The following is an 18,403-nucleotide window of genomic DNA, read 5'->3' as shown; positions in this document are numbered from 1 at the left end:
GCGATAGAATTGGCGCCATTCCACGCCCGCCTCCCTGACACGAGCCCCCCATGAGCTTTGACTTCGACAAGATCCACTCCCGCCTCGGCACCGGCAGCACCAAGTGGAGTCGTTACCCGCAAGACGTTCTGCCGATGTGGATTGCCGACATGGACATCGCCGCGCCACCGGCCGTGCTTCAGGCGCTGCACCAGCGTCTCGATCAACAGATCCTCGGCTACAGCGTAGCCTGCGATGGCGTGCGGGAGGCAATCGTCGCCGACCTGTGGGCCAAGTACGCCTGGCGCGTGCAGCCCGATGAGCTGTTGTTCCTGCCGGGTGTCGAGCCGGGTTTCAACATGGCGTTGCATGCGTTTGTACAACCCGGGCACCCGGTGGTGTTGCAGACCCCCAACTATCGCCCGATTCGCCTGGCACCTGGCCACTGGAACCTGCCAAAGATCGAAGTGCCGTTTGAGTTGAGCGCCGAGGGCGAGTACCTCACGCCGCTGCCAGCAATGCGTGAGGCACTCCAGGGCGCCGGTGCGTTGCTGTTGAGCAACCCGCATAACCCGATGGGCAAGGTCTTCCCCCGTGAAGAACTGCTGGCCGTGGCCACCGCCTGCCTGGACCAGGGCGCGCTGATCGTCTCCGATGAAATCCACGCCGAACTGTGTTTTGACGGCCGCCGCCATATCCCTACCGCCAGCCTCAGCCCGGAAATTGCCCAGCGCACCATCACCCTGATGTCGGCGAGCAAGGCGTACAACGTCGCCGGGTTGAAGACCTGCTTTGCGGTGATCCAGAACCCCGAGATTCGCGAACGCTTCAATCACGCCCGTTGCGGCATGGTCGACAGCGTCAGCCCCCTGGGCCTGGAAGCCACCCGTGCGGCCTACAGCGACTGCGGCGACTGGCTGCAAGCGCTGGTGGCCTACCTGCAAGCCAACCGTGATTACCTGCTGAACGCCGTGCAAACCCGCCTGCCTGGCGTAGTGATGCATGCGCCCCAAGGCACTTATCTGGCGTGGCTGGATTGCAGCACCCTGGGCCTGGAGGACCCGCAACGGTTCTTCCTTGAGCAGGCCAAGGTCGGCTTGAGCGCGGGGATCGAATTCGGCGATGACAGCCAGCAGTTCGTGCGCCTGAACTTCGGCTGCCCGAGGGCCATGCTGGAAGAAGGCATTGCCCGCCTGGAACGCAGCCTGCGTCACCGTTAAGGCGCAATTCACAACTTTTCGCAACGACCGCCGAACCCCTGCTGTTACTGTTTTTGCCGATTCGTCCCACCGGTAACAGCAGGAGTTCCATGGCATGACGACCCAGCCGCTCAACCGCTCGACCGACCCCAAGCCCCTTCCGCTCACGCCGCCCAAGTCCGGCGCGGCGTTCCATGTGCTGCTCAAGAACAGCGCCAACAACAAGAAGGTCGAGGCCGGCGACAAAACCGCGCAAGGGCTCGCTGCCAGCAAGGAACAAGGCTATGAACTGGCCGACAAGGACGCCGCACCGCCGGCGAGCCTGGGTGACTACAAAGCCATCGGCCCGGCGGATGAAGTCGGCCCCGGGCTGATCCGTTATGAAACCCAAGATGGCAAGAAGGTCATCGTCAGCGAAAAAGACAGCCCCGACCTGTTCAAGCAAGTCAGCGCCGACTTCAAGGCACTCTCCGGCGTCAACGCCAGCGAAGCCGCTGGCTACGAGCGCCTGGGCAGCGATGCCACGGCCCCGGAAAAACTCGGTGACTACAAATCCCTCGGCCCGCCCGACGAAACCGGCCCCGGCGTGATCCGCTACGAAACCCAGGACGGCAAGAAGTTCGTCATCAGCCAGCGAGACAACCCCGAGGCCTTCCAGAAAGCCAAGGACGCCTACGAGAGCTTCACCGGCCTTACCAGCAGCGAAGACGCCGGCTACAAGCGCGCCAGCGACAACGAAGTGTGGCCGCCCTATGCCGGCACCACCGTGGGCCCCAAGGATGAAGTCGGCCCCGGCCTGATCCGCTTTGAAAGCAATGGCCAGAAAATGGTCGTGGCCCGGGACGACAACCCCAAGTTGTTCGACTACCTGGCAGGCCTGCACGAGGTCTACACCAACCCCGACAAGAAGGCCGCCGTAGAGTCCGCGCTCAACGACGGCTCGACCCTGGCGGATGCCAACACCAAGGTGCCGGAACTGAATGACTACAAGGGCTTCGGCTGGATCGAAGGCCAGCAAGGCAACGTGCTCACCTATGAAACCCACGACGGCACCAAGGTGGTGGTGTCGGCCGATGTCAGCCCGGAACTGTTCAAGAGCGTGGCCACCGCCCAGGACACCTGGAGCAAGATCCACAGCAGTGAAGACGCCGGCTACAAGCTGGCCGGGCCAAATGATTTCCTGAAAAACACCGACATCACCTTCGGCTCCCCTGACGAGCTGGGGGACGGCCTGATCCGCTATGAAACCAGCGAAGGCAAAGTCATCGTCTCCAAGGAGCTCAGCCCGCAGCTCTACGACGAAGTGGTGGCGAAATGGGAAGCCTGGAGCGCCGGCACCGTCGACGAAACCCGCGCCAAGTACAACCTGCCGAGCAACGATGAGCTCGACGTGCTCAACCTCGACACCGGCGTGCATGCCGACAAGGACGACGATAAATCGCCGACCCAGAGCGTCAGCGAACTGGCCACCACTGAACTGATCGACACCTACCGCGCCGGCGTCAAGGACGGCTCGATTCCCAAGGACGACCCGCGGGCCAAACTGGTCCGCGCCCTGGAAGCCCAGGCCGCCTACCAGAACGGCCACGGCATCACCGGCTACGAAGAATCCAAGCGCCCGTTCAACACCACCTGGCGCGAGTTCGATGACAAGCAGACCGAACTCACCTCCGCCGACATGCACGACATCATCGACGGCAAGGCGGTGCAGGAGCAGATCGGCGAACTGTTCAAAGACCCGACCGTGCAGGCCGACTACAAGACCAAGATGGACGACGCCATCAGTCACCTGCCCAACAAGGACGAGATCAAACAGAAGCTCCTCGACCTGACCAGCAACCCGGACTACGTGCTGTACCTCAAGGACCTGCAAAAACAGGGCAAGAGCCACGAAGCCCAGCAAGACCTGAGCAACACCCTGACCTCGCTGTCGCTGTTCGACCCGGAAGCCGCCACCAAGGCAGCGCAGAACATCCAGGCCGACGGGCTGACCACCGACCTCAACGAGATCCTCTCGGACCCGAGCAAGATCTCCGACGAGAACAAGGAACTGGCCACCAAGGACCTGTTCGGCCTGCTCAAGGGCGTGCTCAAGGGCAACCTGCTGGACCTGCCGCGTCGCAGCCAGGAAGTGCTGGAGAAATTCCTCAACGAGGGCCTGGAGGGCAAGGAGAAATCCTCGGCCGTGACCAAGGCCCTGGAAGAACTCGGCGACGTCTACAAGAACAGCGGCACCATCAGCGAAGCCGACGTGAAAACCGCCCTGAGCAAACCGTATATCCCGGTGGCGGATCGCGGCATGCTCGGCGAGGTGTTCAACACCCTCAACAGCAAAGGCATCCTCGGTTCGATGGGCGCCGGCGTCAGCCTGTTCTCGGGGATTTACCAACTGGTGGGCAAAGGCGGCAAGCTCGGCGAAACCCCGGCCCAACGCATGACCATCGCCAAGGACTTCCTGAGTTTTGCCGGCGGCGCGAGCCACTTCGTCAAGCTCGGTGACAAGATCGGCGAGGCCCTGGGCAAGGGCGGCCTGGTGGACTTCGTCGGCCTGGACAAGACCCTGCCGGAAATCTGGGGCAAGGAAGGTGCGGCCGGCAAAGTCATCGACTTCAGCAAGCCCACCGAGATCGACTCAAAGGTCAGCAAGGAAATCGCCGCCGCCCTGGACGCGGTTCCCGACAGCCAGTACGACGGGGTCGCCAAGCTGTTTGGCGAAGGTGACAAAGCCGTGACCGAAGCCACCGAAGGCCTCGCTACTCATCTGGATGACGGCCTCAAGGCCGCCGGTGCGGCCAAGCTTGGCGCCTCCCAATCGGCGAAGATCGCCGGTTCCGTGATCAAGGTGCTGGGCCCGGCAACCGACATTGCCGGTGGGTTTGCCGACATTGTGCTCGGCGCCCTGGCGATCAAAAGCGGTGTGGACAGCAAAGACCCCTTGGCTCAGGCCGCAGGTGGCTTGCAAGTGGCCGGCGGTGCGTTCGGCGCCTCGGCCGGGGTATTGGGTGCGGCGGCGCTGTTTGGCGCAGGCACGGCGGCGGCGCTGACCGGGCCGCTGTTCCTGGTGGGCGTGGTGTTGGCGGTAGTGGGCGGGATCATTGGCTACTTCGTCGACCACAACAAAAAACAGAAGGCCACCGAGAAGGAAAACGACTGGTACCGCGACCTGGCCGGCGACGGTTTGTTGCAGGACAACTGGGCGGACAAGGTCGAATACGCCCACTACGAAATCCACCACTACCACGGCCGCGACACGCCGACCGATGACAGCCTGTTCCGCTTCCAGCAATCGGAGTGGGAGCATTTCGACTCGACACCACAGAGTGGCGGTTCGTCGAGCAACCGGCTGGATGGGGATTTGCACAAGGACTACAAGGACCCGAGTGAAACCCCCAAGGCACTGCCGGATGCTTCGGATGAGAAGCCTGGGTCACGTCCATCGGGAGGCGGGCCTCGCCTTAACTAACCCTCCAACGGCCGTATGCAAAACAAAATGTGGGAGCGGGCTTGCTCGCGAAAGCGGTGGATCAGTCACTGTAGATGTCGACTGTCACAACGCATTCGCGAGCAAGCCCGCTCCCACATTTGGATTGGGTTCACAACTGGATTGCAGTCACAGCTTGGCGATCGACACTTCAGTCGACTTCACAAAGGCAATCACTTCACTGCCCACCTTCAATTCCAGGTCACGCACCGAGCGCGTGGTAATCACCGACGTCACGATGCCTGACGCGGTTTGCACGTCGATCTCGGACACCACTTCGCCGATCAGGATTTCCTTGATCACGCCTTTGAACTGGTTGCGCACGTTGATCGCTTTAATGGTCATGTCGGCTTTCCTTTGGTCTGTTGGGTCAATCCGCACGAATGCGCAGGCACTCAAAGTGCCCTATTCAAGAAACCAACAAAAGGAATATATAACTCTTTATTTATTCCATAAAAACATATGCAAGCTGTTGCGCAGCCAACAGTGATTCAACAAAGTGCCCTCCCCGATCACAACACCCACCAAGCCAACCCCAATAAAACCGGGCCTGCGACTGCTGGCACAGAGGCTGCATATTCCTGTAACGCATGATGGAACATGCCATATAAATTTTCTGAATATAAGAAAAGCCTTCTCTTTCCCGCCTTGCCCGGAGCTGTTCCATGAAACCCTTCGTCAACACCCTGTTGGGCGCCTGCGCCCTCGCCCTCAGCCTGCAACCCCTGGCCCAAGCGGCGGAAACCGACCCTGCGCAAGTCAATCTGGATTATGCCTATTACTCCCCGGTGAGCCTGGTGCTCAAGCACTTCGGCTGGCTTGAAGAAGCGTTGCCGCAAACCAAAGTCGGCTGGGTGTTGAGCCAGGGCAGCAACCGCTCGCTGGAATACCTCAACAGCGGCGGCGTCGACTTCGCCTCGTCCGCCAGCCTGTCGGCGGTGTTGAGCCGGGCCAACGGCAGCCCGATCAAGTCGGTGTATGTTTACAGCCGCGCTGAATGGACCGCACTGGTGGTGCGCAAGGACTCAACGTTCAAGAGCGTCAGCGACCTCAAGGGCAAGAAAATCGCCGCCACCAAAGGCACCGACCCGTACTTGTTCACCCTGCGCAGCCTGCAGAAAGCTGGCCTGAGCAAGGACGACGTGGAGTTGGTGCACCTGCAACATCCGGACGGTCGCACCGCCCTGGAAAAAGGTGATGTCGACGCCTGGGCCGGCCTGGACCCGCACATGGCCGCCAGCGAGATCCAGGCGGGCTCGCGCCTGCTGTACCGCAACAAGGACTTCAACAGCTACGGCGTGGTCAGCGTGACCGACAAATACGCCAAGGAGCATCCGCAGACCATCGCCAAGGTGCTCGGCGCCTATGAAAAAGCTCGCAACTGGGCGGTCAAGCACCCAGACGAATTCGCCAAGCTGCTGGCCGACGAGTCCGGCCTGCCCCTCGACGTGGCCAAGCTGCAACTGTCGCGCACCGACTTGAGCAGCCCGTTGCTCACCGCCCAGGACGTGGTGTCGTCAAAGGCCGCCGCGCCGATCCTGGTGTCGGAAGAACTGGTGCGCCGTGGGGTGAATGTGGATCAGGTGATCGACCAGTTGATCGACCCAAGCTTCGGCCAGGCCTTGCCTCGTCCATAAGGGGAGCGTCATGAGCAGCAAAAGCGAAACCCTGCCCGTCGCACTCGCGCCAACGCTCACCGTGCAGCGCAGCGCCTGGCCACGGCGGCTCAAGGGGCTGGCGTTGCCGGTGCTGATCCTGGTGATCCTCGAGGTGGTGGTGCGCATCGGCTGGCTGCCGTCCTACCAGATGCCGGCCCCCAGCGAGATCGCCGTGACCCTCACCGACCTCGCTGAAGGCGCGCTGTGGAAACACATCAGCGCCAGCCTGTTGCGGGTGCTGCTGGGGTTCACCATTGGTGCCAGCCTGGCGCTGGTGTTTGCCTCCTGGGTCGGCTTGAGTCGCGAGGCCGAGGCGTATCTGGAGCCGACCTTCGCCGGCCTGCGCTCGATCCCGAGCCTGGCGTGGGTGCCGCTGTTGCTGCTGTGGCTGGGCATTGATGAGACCTCGAAGATCGTGCTGATTGCCATCGGCGCGTTCTTCCCGGTGTACCTCAATGGCGTCGCGGCGATACGCGATATTGACCGCAAGCTGGTGGAGGTCGGGCAGATGTATGGCTTCAGCCGCACGCGCCTGGTGCGCCGCATCCTGTTGCCTGCCGCCCTGCCCGGCCTGTTCACCGGCTTGCGCAGCGGCCTGAGCCTGGCGTGGATGTTCCTGGTGGCGGCCGAGTTGATCGCCGCCACGAAGGGCCTGGGTTACCTGCTCAGCGATGGCCGAGAGACCTCACGGCCCGACATTGTGCTGGCAGCGATCATCGTGCTGGCGCTGCTGGGCAAGATCAGCGACGGCCTGTTGGCCGCCCTGGAAAAACGCTGCCTGGCCTGGCGCGATACCTTCAACGGCCAAGGCCCGGAGCATTGAGCATGAGTGAAGCGCTATTGGATATTCGCGTCGAGCGTAAGAACTTCGGCGCCACCACCGTACTGACCAACGTCCACCTGGCCCTGCAACCGCGGGAAGCGGTGAGCCTGCTGGGCCCCAGCGGCTGTGGCAAAAGCACGTTGCTGCGGATCGTCGCCGGGCTGGAAAAGGACTATCAGGGAGAACTGCTGCAAGGCGGTGGTGAGGTTGCATTTGTCTTCCAGGAGCCGCGTCTGATGCCGTGGCTGACGGTGGAGCAAAACATCGGCTTCAGCGATGACGACGGCTATGACAGGGCCTGGGTCGCGCAGTTGATCGATGAAGTGGGGCTGACGGGGTTTGGCCGGGCGTTACCCAAGGCGTTGTCGGGCGGGATGGCGCAACGGGTGGCGATCGCTCGCGGGCTGTATTCGAGACCGCAGGTATTGCTGCTGGACGAGCCGTTCAGCGCGGTGGATGCGTTTACCCGCATGAAGCTGCAGGACCTGTTGCTGCAGTTGGCTGAACACCATGGGATCGCCTTGCTGCTGGTGACTCACGATGTGGACGAGGCGCTGTACCTGAGTGACCGGGTGTTGGTGATGGACAACCGGCCCAGCAGCATTCGCCAGGAGCTGGCGGTGGAGCTGTTGCATCCGCGGGATCGGCGGGATCCGCTGTTGGCGCGGCTCAAGGCACTGGCGCTGACTGAGCTGCAGCGGGCGCATGTGATCTGAAAGGCACGTGTTGAGGCCGCCAAAGATCAAGAGCAAAGCGGCCTACAAGCCGGCTCGGGGTGTAGTGAAACAAAATCAAAAGCTAAAGCGGGCACGGTTCAAATGTGGGAGCGGGCTTGCTCGCGAAGGTCGTCAACGATGACGCGGGCATCCTGATTCAACGCGGCGCTCTCAGGTTCTTCGCGAGCAAGCCCGCTCCCACAAGGATCGCATCAAGCCGCCGATTTACGCGGCGTCAAGGTCACCCAGTACTGCGTACGGGACTGCACTTGCAGCGGCATCGTCGACGCCAGCAACGCAAGAATTCGATCGGTATCAGCCAACTGAAAACTCCCCGTGACCCGCAGTGCTTCTAGGCTCGGGTCCCAGCGCAGCACTCCCGGCCGATACCGCTCCAACTCCCGCAAGAAATCGCCCAACAGCTGGTTCTGCGCGGTCAACACACCGTCGCGCCAACCCAGTTGCTGCGCATCAAACGCCGCCGCAGCGCCCATCCCGGATGCCTGCAACCGTGCCTGCTGCCCACTTTGCAATGTCGCCATTTGCCCGCGCAGGTCCTGCACCTGCACCGCGCCCTTGAGCACCGACACCAGACACCCGGATGACACCTGCCGCACACACACGTCAGCCTGGCTGACGATCAGCTGGCCGTAACGCGTCTGCACCGTCAGCGCGCCGGCCCCCGGCACGGTTAACGCCATCTCCCCTTCCACCAGCATCACACGGCGCCGGGCAGCATCCACATCCACCGCGCTCGCGGTATTGAGTTGCAGGCTGCTGCCATCCGCCAGTGGCACCCGCTTGCGTTCGCCGGTGCCGGTGCGCAGGTCGGCGCGCCACACGTCAATAGGCAATTGCCGGCTGAGCAACCACGCCGTCGGCAACAATGCCGCCACACCCAACGCACGCTTGAGCACCGCACGCCGTCCCGGTTGCGGGCGATCGAGGCTGGCCATGGCCAATGCCGCAGGCAAGTCGGTAAAACGCTGGCGCAGCAACTGGGCTTTTTGCCAGATCTGTTCGTGTTGGGGATGGCTGTCGCGCCACTGCTGCAGGCTGGCATGATCACGCTCGGTGGCGTTGCCGGATTCCAGCAACGCCAGCCATTGCGCCGCCGCACGCGCCAGATCCGGCGCGGTACGGCTCACAGGTCCACCAGCAGGCAATGCTCATAGGCCTGGGCCATGTAGCGTTTCACTGTCCGCTCGGAGACTTTGAGTCGCTCGGCAATCTCGCGATAGCCCAGGCCCTCCAGCTGGCTCCAGAGAAACGCGCGACGCACCACCGGTGGCAAACCATCGAGCAGCTCATCCAGGGCTTGCAGGGTTTCCAACAGCAGCCAGCGCTGTTCCGGCGACGGCACGCAAGCATCCGGCAACTGCATCAACGCCTCGAGATACGCCTGCTCCAGGCTGCGCCGCTGGTGAAAATTCACCAGCAAGCGCTTGCCCACGGTCACCAAATAGGCCCGGGGCTCCTGCAATTGCGCAATCGGCTGCGCGCTGGCCAACACTCGCAGGAACGTGTCCTGGCTCAGGTCGGCCGCATCCCAGGCATTGCCCAAACGGCGGCGCAACCAGCTTTCCAGCCAGCTGCGGTGGTCGCGGTACAAAGTGTGAAGCGTCGGTTCAGCGAGGTGCGTCGGCAATACAGCATCATTCATGGCAAGTAACCTGCGCGGCGCGAGTCAGTCTCAAATGAGATTCATTCTATTTAATATCCCGCCGGCATACCATGTTCTTTTCGACTAGCCGTTGTGCACTTCCGCATCGAACAGTTGACCGCGCCCTACCACACTGCCGGAACTGAGCAGCGCCCCCGGTGCCAACACCCCATTGGCACCCACCCGACACTGATCCCCCAGCAACGCGCCAAACTTGTCACAACCAGTACCCTGCAACTGCCCATCAACGCGCACCTGGACCTCCTTGTCGTCACGCTCGTTCCGGTAATTGGCGACGATGCTGCCGGCTTCCAGGTTAACCCCGCGCCCCAGCACCGAATCGCCGACAAAGTTGAAATGCGCCAGCTTGCTGCCGCTGAACACGAAGGACGTCTTGAGCTCTGCACCCGGTCCGAAGATGCAATATTCATCCACCCAGCAGCCACCCCGCAGGTAAGCACCGGCGGCGATAAAACAGTGGGCACCGATGATCAGCGGGGCTTTTAAAACAGCGCCCGCTTCCACAACCGCAGTACGGTGCACGGCAATCTCGTCATGAATCTCATAGTCATCATCAGAAAGCCCCGCCAGCAACTTGCGAACGATTTCCGGCGCCTGGGTCACCAACTCCCACGGCGCAAGATCCGCCCAGGGTGCCAGCGGCGAACGGGAAAAATCAGCGATGTAATCGGTGAGTCGAATCAATGTCGAGCCCTCTACAGATCAGAGAAGCCCGAAACGCTAGCATGGAATGCAACTTTACATTTTGTATAGATATGGATATTTTATCCACATAACGACATTCGAGAGGTCCCTTCCATGCCACCGTCTTCCTACCCTGACGTGATCAAAGCCTCCGAACGCCTGGAAGGCTTCGCCCACCGCACGCCGGTGTTCACCTCGCGTACCCTTGATGTCGAGACCGGCGCCCAGGTGTTTATCAAGTGCGAAAACCTGCAACGCACCGGCTCGTTCAAGTTTCGCGGCGCCTTCAATGCGCTGTCGCGTTTTGATGAGCAGCAGCGCAAGGCTGGCGTCGTGGCGTTTTCCTCGGGCAATCACGCGCAAGGCATCGCCCTGGCCGCACGGTTGTTGCAGATGCCGGCAACCATCGTGATGCCCACCGACGCCCCCGCCGCCAAGGTCGCCGCTACCCGGGAATATGGCGCAAGCGTGGTCTTCTACGACCGCATCACCGAGGACCGCGAGCAGATCGGCCGTACCCTCGCCGAGCAATACGGCATGACCCTGATCCCCTCCTACGACCACCCGGACGTGCTGGCCGGCCAGGGCACTGCCGCGAAGGAGTTGCTGGAGTTCACAGGCCCGCTGGACGCGCTGTTTGTCGGCCTGGGCGGTGGCGGCATGCTGTCCGGCACCGCGTTGGCCACCCGTGCGCTGGCACCCGATTGCCTGTTGTACGGGGTCGAGCCCGAAGCCGGGAATGACGGCCAGCGCTCATTCCGGAACGGCAGCATCGTGCACATCGACACGCCCGTCACCATCGCCGACGGCGCCCAGACCCAGCATTTGGGCCAGCACACCTTCCCAATCATTCGCGAGCAGGTCACTGACATTCTCACTGTCTCCGATGCCGAATTGGTGGCCTCGATGAAGTTCTTCATGCAGCGCATGAAAATGGTCGTGGAGCCCACCGGCTGCCTTGGCCTCGCGGCCCTGCGAAACCTCAAGCATCAGTTCCGGGGCCAGCGCGTGGGCGTCATCGTGACCGGCGGCAACGTCGACCTCCAAACCTATGCGAAGCTGCTGAGCGCACCACAATGAACTTCATCCACACCCCTGCAGCCTCGGCGCCTGCCGGTCACTACTCCCAGGCCGTAAGCCATCAGGGCACGCTGTACATCTCCGGGCAATTGCCAGTGAGCCCTGACGGGCGTCATAACCTCGAGGCTTCGTTTGCCGAACAGGCTCAAGTGGCCCTGGACAATCTGTTGGCGATCTTGAAGGCGGCCGGCGGCTCTCCCGCAGACCTGGTGAAAGTCACCGTGTATGTGGTGGGCGTGAAGCACTGGCCTGAATTTGACGGTTTGTATGCCGCTGCGCTGGGGGAGCACCGCCCTGCCCGCGCGGTGGTGCCGGTGCCGGAATTGCACCACGGCTATCTGATTGAAATCGAAGCCGTGGCACGGTCGGCGTAGGTCATTTGGCGTAGGTGTAGACCGCCGCCCGCGAGACCCCAAGGTGCGAGGCAACGGTTTCCATGGCACGTCGAATGTCCATCACGCCCGCCTCTTTCAGCTCTTGCATCAGCAAGCGCCGGTCGGCCGTCTTGAGGGCACGGGGCGTGGTCGCCAGGCGTGCGGCGAACTGGTCGATACGCGCACGAATGGCATCCGCGCCGGACGGGTCGAGGGACTCGGCGGGCCGGTCGCCGCTGACCGAGCCGAACTGTTCCAACATGCCCTGCAGGCCCCGGAACAGCGAGAGGTCGACGTTCATGCACAAGGCCGCGACGTACTTGCCGCTGGAGTCCTTGATGCCGATGGAGGTGCTCTTGACCTGGCGCCCATCGCTGAACTGGTTCTGGTAGTTGGCGATCACCTGCGGGTATTCGGGATCGGCGATCCGCGCCAGGCCCAGCTCGGTGGCCGGGTCACCCGGTTGACGCCCGGAGAGGTTGTTGTGGATGGCCAGGATTGCGTGCTGCGGGTCGCGCAGGTCGTGCAGCACGACTTCGCAAAACGGACTGAAGGTTTTGCTCAGGCCTTCGGCAATCTGTTCGAGTTGGCTGATCAAGGCGGCTTGTTCGGGAGTGTGTTTTTTCATTCAGACAACATATCCAGTAGTGGATAGACCGTCAATTTGGCTTTTTGGGGTGTGAGGTTGGTTGGGGTATATCCGTTATTTGGGTAACGGCCGCTTATGGTTCCGCCCTTACGGCGGCTCACTTTTGAACAGCGCAAAAGTAAGCAAAACGCTCTTGCCCCACCACTCGGCACCTCGCCTAGGCTCGGAGTGCCCTCACTCCGGCTTTGGACCGTGGGCCGCCGCGATGGGCCATCCTTGGCCCAGCGCGGCTAACCCGGCGTCCTGCCGGATTACCCACGCTCCAAAGCCTGCGTTCGGCCAGCGTGGTTTAACGGGGCGCCTAAGATCAAGATCAAAAGCCAGAGCACAGCGGCCTACCGGCCGGCTTGAGTGTTGAAGAGCAAAAGCAAAAGCCAAATCAAAAGCGGGCACGGTCAAATGTGGGAGCTGGCTTGTCGGGTCGCCGCATCGCTGCGATGGCATCAACTGGGTGTACCTGATGCACCGAGTTGTCTGCATCGCAGGCAAGCCAGCTCCCACAGAAAAGCAGATTTGCTTTCGCTCTGGTCTTTGCCTTTGCTTTTAACACTCATGCCGCCCGGGAGGACGCCGGTTTAGCCGCGCCGGGCCATTGACGGCCCGTCATAAGTGGCCGTTACCTAAATAACGGATATTCACCCATACCATAAGGGTATCAACCCATACCAACCCGATATTAGACGAAAGCAAAACCAGCAGAGGAAACTACCCACAATTACAAAAATACCTAAAGAGTATAAAAAATGCCCGCCCGCTCCTCCTGGATCGTACTGTCCATCACCGGCCTGTACATGCTCAGCCTGGCACTGATCAGCTACGGCGTTCGCCGCCACTCCCGCAGCGCCAACAACTACACCACCGGCGGCGGCCACTTCCCGGCGTTCCTGATCGGCTTCCTGATGCTCTCGGAATTTATCGGCACCGCAGTCAGCATCGGCACCGCCCAGACCGGCTTCAAGGTGGGCATCTCCGCCGCATGGAACCTGTTCGCCCTGGCCCTCGGCTTCGTACTCTTCGCCTGGCTGCTGGCGCGCAAATACAAGGACTTGGGCGACAACACCATCTCCGGCGTACTCGCGCGCAATTACGGCCAACGCACCCGCTTCGCCACCTCGATCATCACCATCTTTGCCCTGGAGATCGTCGCCGTCTCGATCTACGCCAGCGGCGGGGCCGTATTGGCCAGCGTGATGCAAGTGGACCGAACCCTGGCGATCGTGATGGTCGGCGTGGTCTCGGTGGCGTACGTCAGCATCGGCGGCATGCGCTCAGTGATCTACACCAACTTCGTCCACGCCGCCCTGAAATACCTGGGCGTCGGCCTGGCACTGTGGTTTGGCTTGAAGCAGGTGGGCGGCATCGGCCAGTTGCAAGCGCAATTGCCCGCCAGCATGTTTGACTGGACCACCGTCGGTTGGGGCCAGATCATTGCCTGGATGATCGCCGGTATCGGTTCGATCTTCTCCACCCAATACGTGATCCAGGCGGTGAACACCGTCAGCCATGCAGGCAAGGCCCAGCGTGCGTGTTTCTACGTGGCGGTGCTGATGGTGCCGTTCGGCATCGGCGCGGCATTGATCGGGATGTGCAGCGCAGTGCTATTCCCCAATGTCGATTCCCTGCAAGCCTTCCCCACCCTGATCGCCAGCATGGACCAACTGACGGCCGGCCTGGTGGTGGCAGGCCTTGCCGGCTCGCTGTTCGGCACCATTTCAGCGGTGAGCATGGGCTCGGCGACGTTGCTGTTGCGGGACTTCTACGAGCCATGGTTCAACCCGGAAAAAAGCGACGCCAAGTCCCTGCGCTTCGTGCGCTTGGCGACCATCGCCGTCGGCCTGTTGCCGATTGCCCTGGCGCTGACCTCAGACAAGGTGCTGATGATCGCCTTCCTCGGCAAGGCGTTGCGCGCCTCCCTGGCGGTGCTGGTGTTGATGGTGTTCTACGCGCCGAAATTCGGCACGGCGGCAGGGGCATTCCTAAGCATCATTGCCTCGTTGCTCGCGACCGTGGGCTGGTTCCTCGCCGGTAATCCGTGGGGCATCGACAACGCTTACATCGCCCTGTTCACGCCGCTGATCATCATGGGCATCAGCCATGTGACACGCCGCAAGACACCGGCCGAACCGCTGGTGGCCGCCACAAGCTGAGGTAGGATGGCAGCCCAACCAATAAGGAAGTTGTGAAATGCTGCCCATCCGCACCCCGTTAATCCTGCACCCCGGCCTGTCCACCCCTACCCGGCGCATCTGGCTGAAGCTCGAGAACCTGCAACCCTGTGGCTCGTTCAAGTTGCGCGGAATGACCACGCTGTGTGCCTACGCGGCCAGCCAGGGCAAGACCACCGTGGTGTGCCCCTCCGGCGGTAATGCCGGGCTGGCGACGGCCTTTGCGGCGCGGGGCTTAGGGTTGCAGGCGCGGATCGTGGTGCCCTCCACCACCCCCGAAGCCACCCGTGCGCGCATCCGCCAGGCCGGGGCCGAGGTGGTGGTGCACGGTGATCTGTGGGATCAATCCAACGAACTGGCCCTGCAACTCGCCGAAGCGCCGGACGCGTTGTATGTGCCGGCCTTTGATCACCCGCTGTTGTGGGAAGGTCACAGCAGCATGATCGACGAGATTCTCGAAGACTGCCCTCAGGTGGGCGCCATCGTGACCTCCGTGGGCGGCGGTGGATTGCTTGCGGGCGTGCTGACGGGGCTGGAGCGCCATGGGCGGTTCGACTGCAAGGTGATTGCGTGCGAAACGGCGGGCGCGGCTTCGTTTGCGGCCGCGGTGGAAGCTGGAAAACCGGTGCGGCTGGCGAAGATTGATACCGTGGCCAAATCGTTGGCGGCAACCCAGGTGGCGGCGTGGCCGGTTGAACATATCGGCAGGTTTGCCCATCAGTGCGTGGTGTTGAGCGATGCCGACGCAATGATGGGGGTGGCGCGGTATGCCGATGATCTCAGGCAGTTGGTGGAACCGGCGTGTGGGGTTTCGTTGGCCGTGGCTTACTTGGAGCATGCCGCGATTGCCGGGGTTGAGGATGTGGTGGTGATTGTGTGTGGTGGGGTGAGCATCAATGCCGAAACGGTTGCTCAGTGGCAGAACACGGTCTCTCTATGATCGTTCCCACGCTCCGCCTGGGAATGCCGCCCTGGACGCTCCGCGTCTGCTCTTTAAGTCGTGACGCGGAGCGTCACTGGATGCATTCCCACGCAGAGCGTGGGAACGATCAGTTCAGGCATCCTGCAGGATCAGATCCGCGCCCTTCTCCGCCACCATCAACACCGCCGCATGGGTATTGCCCGAGGTCACGTTGGGGAAAATCGATGCATCGACAATCCGCAGCCCTTGCATCCCGTGCACCTTCAAGCGCTTGTCCACCACCGACACCTGCGGGTCCGAACCCATGGCGCACGAGCCGCACAGGTGATAGATCGAGCCGCTGTTCTCGCGGAAGTACTGCAGCATTTGCTCGTCGGTTTCCACCGCCGCACCTGGCAACACTTCAGCCACCGTCACGCCCTTGAGCGCCGGTGCCTGCATGATCTTGCGCATCAGCCGGCTGCCCTGGATCACCTCGTCGATGTCCTTCTGGGTACTCAGGTAGTTGGGGTCGATCAAGGCCGCATTCCGTGGGTTTTTCGAAGCGATGCGAATCGTCCCGCGGCTGGTGGGCCGGCACGGGTTGAAGCACAGCAGGAAGCCTGAATACGGCTCGGGCTTGAGGCTGGTCTTGTTGTTTTTCGGGATCTGGTACGACAGCGGGTTGAAGTACAGCTGCAGGTTCGGATGCGCCTGTTCAGCATTACCGCGAAAGAACCCGCCAGCCTGGTTGACGCTCATGGCCAGCGCGCCCTTGCGGGTCAGCAGGTATTTGAGGCCCAGCTTGAACTGGCCGAACAGCGAGCTGAGCTGGTCGTTCAAGGTCGGGATATTGGCCTTGTAGTAATAGCTGGCGCACAGGTGGTCCTGCAGGTTCTGCCCCACCGCCGGCAGGTCCTTGACCAGCGGGATGTTGTGTTCGGCAAGCAGTTGCTTGTCCGCCACTCCCGACAGTTGCAGGATCTTCGGCGTATCCACCGCACCGGCACACAGGATCACTTCCTTGCGCGCGGTAAAGGTCCGCACCACGCCGTGCTGGGTCACGCTGATGCCGGTGGCGCGCTGCTGGTCGTCGAACAGCACCCGGTCTACCAGTGCATGCAGTTCGACGGTCAGGTTCGGCCTACCCAACGCCGGATGCAGGTGCGCAAAGCTGCTGGAGCAGCGCTCGCCGTTGCGGGTGTTGACGTCGTAGAGACCCGCGCCTTCGAAGTTCGGCCCGTTGAAGTCATCGCTCAGGCCATAGCCCAATTGCTCGCAGCCCTTGAGGAACACATCGCAGATGGCGTGGGTCTGGCCCTTCATCGGCGTGATGCTGATGGGACCGCTGCTGCCGTGGTATTCGGTGTCGCCCAGGGGGTGGTTTTCCAGCTTGCGGAAGTACGGCAGCACGTCCTTGAAGCCCCAGCCGTCGTTGCCATTGGCGGCCCAGTCATTGAAGTCATGGGCCTGGCCGCGCACGTAGATCATGGCGTTGATCGAGCCGGAACCGCCCTGCACCTTGCCCCGTGGGGCATAGATGGCGCGGTCGGCCAGCTGTTTTTGCGGCTGGCTGTAGTACATCCAGTTGAAGGTCGGGTTGTAGTACATCTTGGCGAAACCGACCGGAATCTTGAACCACCAGGAACTGTCCTTGCCGCCAGCCTCCAGCAGCAACACCGAATGCTCGCCCGAGGCGGAGAGTCGGTTGGCCAGGACGCAACCTGCGGCGCCGGCGCCGGCGATGATGTAGTCGTATGTCATTCACGGTTACCGCATAAGTCGTTTTTTTTAGCCCTTGGCGGGCGAAGTGTCTTTCACATCAGCAGGCGTGGGCGCCATTTGCAGGTGCAGGCGTTCGCCGGTATATGGCGTGTGCTTGCGCACCACGTCCATGTTCAGCTCCACCCCAAGGCCTGGCTCGGTGGACGGGATGATGTAGCCGTCCTCCCATTGCAGCGGCTTGGTCAGCACTTCGGCATGGAAGCCGCCCCAGGTCATGATGCTTTCCTGGATCAGGAAGTTCGGCGTGCACGTGGCCAACTGAAAACTCGCCGCCGCGCCAATCGGGCCGTTGTACAAATGCGGGGCGATCTGCGCGTAGTACGCCTCGGCCATGCTCGCGATTTTCTTGGCTTCCAGCAGGCCGCCGCAGCGGGCCACGTTCATTTGCAGGATCGATGCACCACCGGCCTGCAAGAGCTTGAAGAACTCGTACTTGGTGGTCAGCCGCTCGCCGGTGGCGATGGGGATGCTGGTCTTGGCCGCGACCTGGGCCATGGCCTCTTCCTGGCCCGGTGGCACCGGCTCTTCGAACCACAGCGGGTCGTATTTCTCCAGGCGCTTGGCCAGGCGGATCGCCGACGACGGCACCATCTGCCCGTGGGTGCCAAACAGCAAGTCGCACTTGTCCCCCACCGCTTCGCGGATCTTGCGGCAGAAGGTTTCGCAGCGCTCCAGCACTTCCAGGGAAATCTGGTGGCCGGAGTACGCGGTGTAAGGCCCAGCCGGGTCGAACTTCACGGCGGTAAAGCCTTTGTTCATGTTCTCGACGGCGCACTCGGCAGCCAGGTCCGGGTCGTCGTAGTCGTACTCGCCCTGGCTGTTGACCGGGTACAAGTAGGTGTAGGAACGCAGGCGCTCGTTGACCTTGCCCCCCAGCAACTCGTAGACCGGCTTGTTGGCCGCCTTGCCGATGATGTCCCAGCAGGCCATTTCCAGGCCGCTGACCACGCCCATCATGGTCAGGTCGGGACGCTGGGTGAACCCGCTGGAATACGCCTGGCGGAAAAAACGCTCGATGTGGTGCGGGTCGTGGTTGAGCAGGTAGCGCTCAAACACATCCTCAATGATCGGCAGCATCGCCTTGGGCCCGAAAGTGGCGGCGTAAATCTCGCCCACGCCTTCAATGCCGCAGTCGGTTTTCAGTTTGACGAACAGCCAGTACATCCCACCGATGTGCGGTGGCGGTACGGCAACAATATGGGTTTCAAGGGCGACGATTTTCATC

General features: G+C 62.0%; 16 protein-coding genes. 9 read left to right on the top strand and 7 right to left on the bottom strand.

Annotated elements, in window-relative coordinates; genetic code table 11:
* Positions 1-50: 50 nt before the first annotated feature.
* Together D109_RS0131445 and D109_RS0131440 are read left to right on the top strand one after the other, a co-directional pair.
* Positions 51-1,199, top strand: a complete 1,149-nt coding sequence (locus D109_RS0131445; protein ID WP_017480419.1) for a MalY/PatB family protein — start codon at positions 51-53, stop codon at positions 1,197-1,199.
* A gap of 94 nt (positions 1,200-1,293) precedes the next feature.
* Complete coding sequence (locus tag D109_RS0131440; RefSeq protein ID WP_017480418.1) at positions 1,294-4,641, top strand: hypothetical protein; 3,348 nt, start codon at positions 1,294-1,296, stop codon at positions 4,639-4,641.
* A gap of 147 nt (positions 4,642-4,788) precedes the next feature.
* Here the strand turns inward: D109_RS0131440 and D109_RS0131435 are convergent, their stop codons facing one another.
* A complete protein-coding gene (locus D109_RS0131435; RefSeq protein ID WP_003217010.1) occupies positions 4,789-5,004 on the bottom strand; it encodes a molybdopterin-binding protein in 216 nt (71 codons plus the stop codon).
* 320 nt (positions 5,005-5,324) lie between these two features.
* Here D109_RS0131435 and D109_RS0131430 point away from each other — a divergent pair, with 320 nt between their 5' ends.
* Genes D109_RS0131430 through D109_RS0131420 form a run of 3 tightly spaced genes read left to right on the top strand, consistent with a single transcriptional unit; the run spans position 5,325 to position 7,856 of the window.
* Complete coding sequence (locus D109_RS0131430; RefSeq protein ID WP_017480417.1) at positions 5,325-6,296, top strand: aliphatic sulfonate ABC transporter substrate-binding protein; 972 nt, start codon at positions 5,325-5,327, stop codon at positions 6,294-6,296.
* A 10-nt stretch (positions 6,297-6,306) separates the two neighbouring features.
* Positions 6,307-7,140, top strand: coding sequence for an ABC transporter permease (locus D109_RS0131425; RefSeq protein ID WP_017480416.1), 834 nt, complete (start codon positions 6,307-6,309; stop codon positions 7,138-7,140).
* 2 nt (positions 7,141-7,142) lie between these two features.
* A complete protein-coding gene (locus tag D109_RS0131420) occupies positions 7,143-7,856 on the top strand; it encodes an ABC transporter ATP-binding protein (protein ID WP_017480415.1) in 714 nt (237 codons plus the stop codon).
* Between the two features lie 212 nt (positions 7,857-8,068).
* Here D109_RS0131420 and D109_RS0131415 read toward each other — a convergent pair whose 3' ends face one another.
* The 3 genes from D109_RS0131415 to D109_RS0131405 form a co-directional block, all read right to left on the bottom strand.
* Complete coding sequence (locus D109_RS0131415; RefSeq protein ID WP_017480414.1) at positions 8,069-9,004, bottom strand: FecR domain-containing protein; 936 nt, start codon at positions 9,002-9,004, stop codon at positions 8,069-8,071.
* A complete protein-coding gene (locus tag D109_RS0131410) occupies positions 9,001-9,519 on the bottom strand; it encodes a sigma-70 family RNA polymerase sigma factor (RefSeq protein ID WP_017480413.1) in 519 nt (172 codons plus the stop codon). The genes D109_RS0131415 and D109_RS0131410 overlap by 4 nt, the downstream gene beginning before the upstream one ends.
* 84 nt (positions 9,520-9,603) lie before the next feature.
* Positions 9,604-10,224 (bottom strand): LpxA family transferase, encoded by a 621-nt coding sequence (locus D109_RS0131405; RefSeq protein WP_017480412.1) that lies wholly within the window; start codon positions 10,222-10,224, stop codon positions 9,604-9,606.
* Positions 10,225-10,338: 114 nt separating this feature from the next.
* On the opposite strand from D109_RS0131405, the gene D109_RS0131400 reads away from it, so the two are divergent.
* On the top strand, positions 10,339-11,304 hold the full coding sequence (locus tag D109_RS0131400; RefSeq protein WP_017480411.1) for a threo-3-hydroxy-L-aspartate ammonia-lyase: 966 nt from the start codon (positions 10,339-10,341) through the stop codon (positions 11,302-11,304).
* Complete coding sequence (locus tag D109_RS0131395; protein ID WP_017480410.1) at positions 11,301-11,678, top strand: RidA family protein; 378 nt, start codon at positions 11,301-11,303, stop codon at positions 11,676-11,678. The genes D109_RS0131400 and D109_RS0131395 overlap by 4 nt, the downstream gene beginning before the upstream one ends.
* 1 nt (position 11,679) lies before the next feature.
* Here D109_RS0131395 and D109_RS0131390 read toward each other — a convergent pair whose 3' ends face one another.
* Positions 11,680-12,306, bottom strand: coding sequence for a transcriptional regulator (locus D109_RS0131390; RefSeq protein ID WP_017480409.1), 627 nt, complete (start codon positions 12,304-12,306; stop codon positions 11,680-11,682).
* Positions 12,307-13,070: 764 nt separating this feature from the next.
* Between D109_RS0131390 and D109_RS0131385 the strand changes: the two genes are divergently transcribed.
* A complete protein-coding gene (locus D109_RS0131385) occupies positions 13,071-14,474 on the top strand; it encodes a sodium:solute symporter family protein (protein ID WP_017480408.1) in 1,404 nt (467 codons plus the stop codon).
* 37 nt (positions 14,475-14,511) lie between these two features.
* Entirely contained in the window at positions 14,512-15,432 is a 921-nt protein-coding gene (locus tag D109_RS0131380; RefSeq protein WP_017480407.1) for a pyridoxal-phosphate dependent enzyme, read from the top strand.
* A 114-nt stretch (positions 15,433-15,546) separates the two neighbouring features.
* Here D109_RS0131380 and D109_RS0131375 read toward each other — a convergent pair whose 3' ends face one another.
* A complete protein-coding gene (locus tag D109_RS0131375; RefSeq protein ID WP_017480406.1) occupies positions 15,547-17,157 on the bottom strand; it encodes a GMC family oxidoreductase in 1,611 nt (536 codons plus the stop codon).
* Between the two features lie 27 nt (positions 17,158-17,184).
* A complete protein-coding gene (locus D109_RS0131370; protein WP_017480405.1) occupies positions 17,185-18,402 on the bottom strand; it encodes a mandelate racemase/muconate lactonizing enzyme family protein in 1,218 nt (405 codons plus the stop codon).
* Position 18,403: the final 1 nt, after the last annotated feature.

Origin of the sequence: Pseudomonas sp. PAMC 26793 (assembly GCF_000313235.1) — a bacterium.
Lineage (GTDB): Bacteria > Pseudomonadota > Gammaproteobacteria > Pseudomonadales > Pseudomonadaceae > Aquipseudomonas > Aquipseudomonas yamanorum.
The sequence above is the reverse complement of the archived record's forward strand: the minus strand, read 5'-3'. Positions and strand labels throughout refer to the sequence as shown.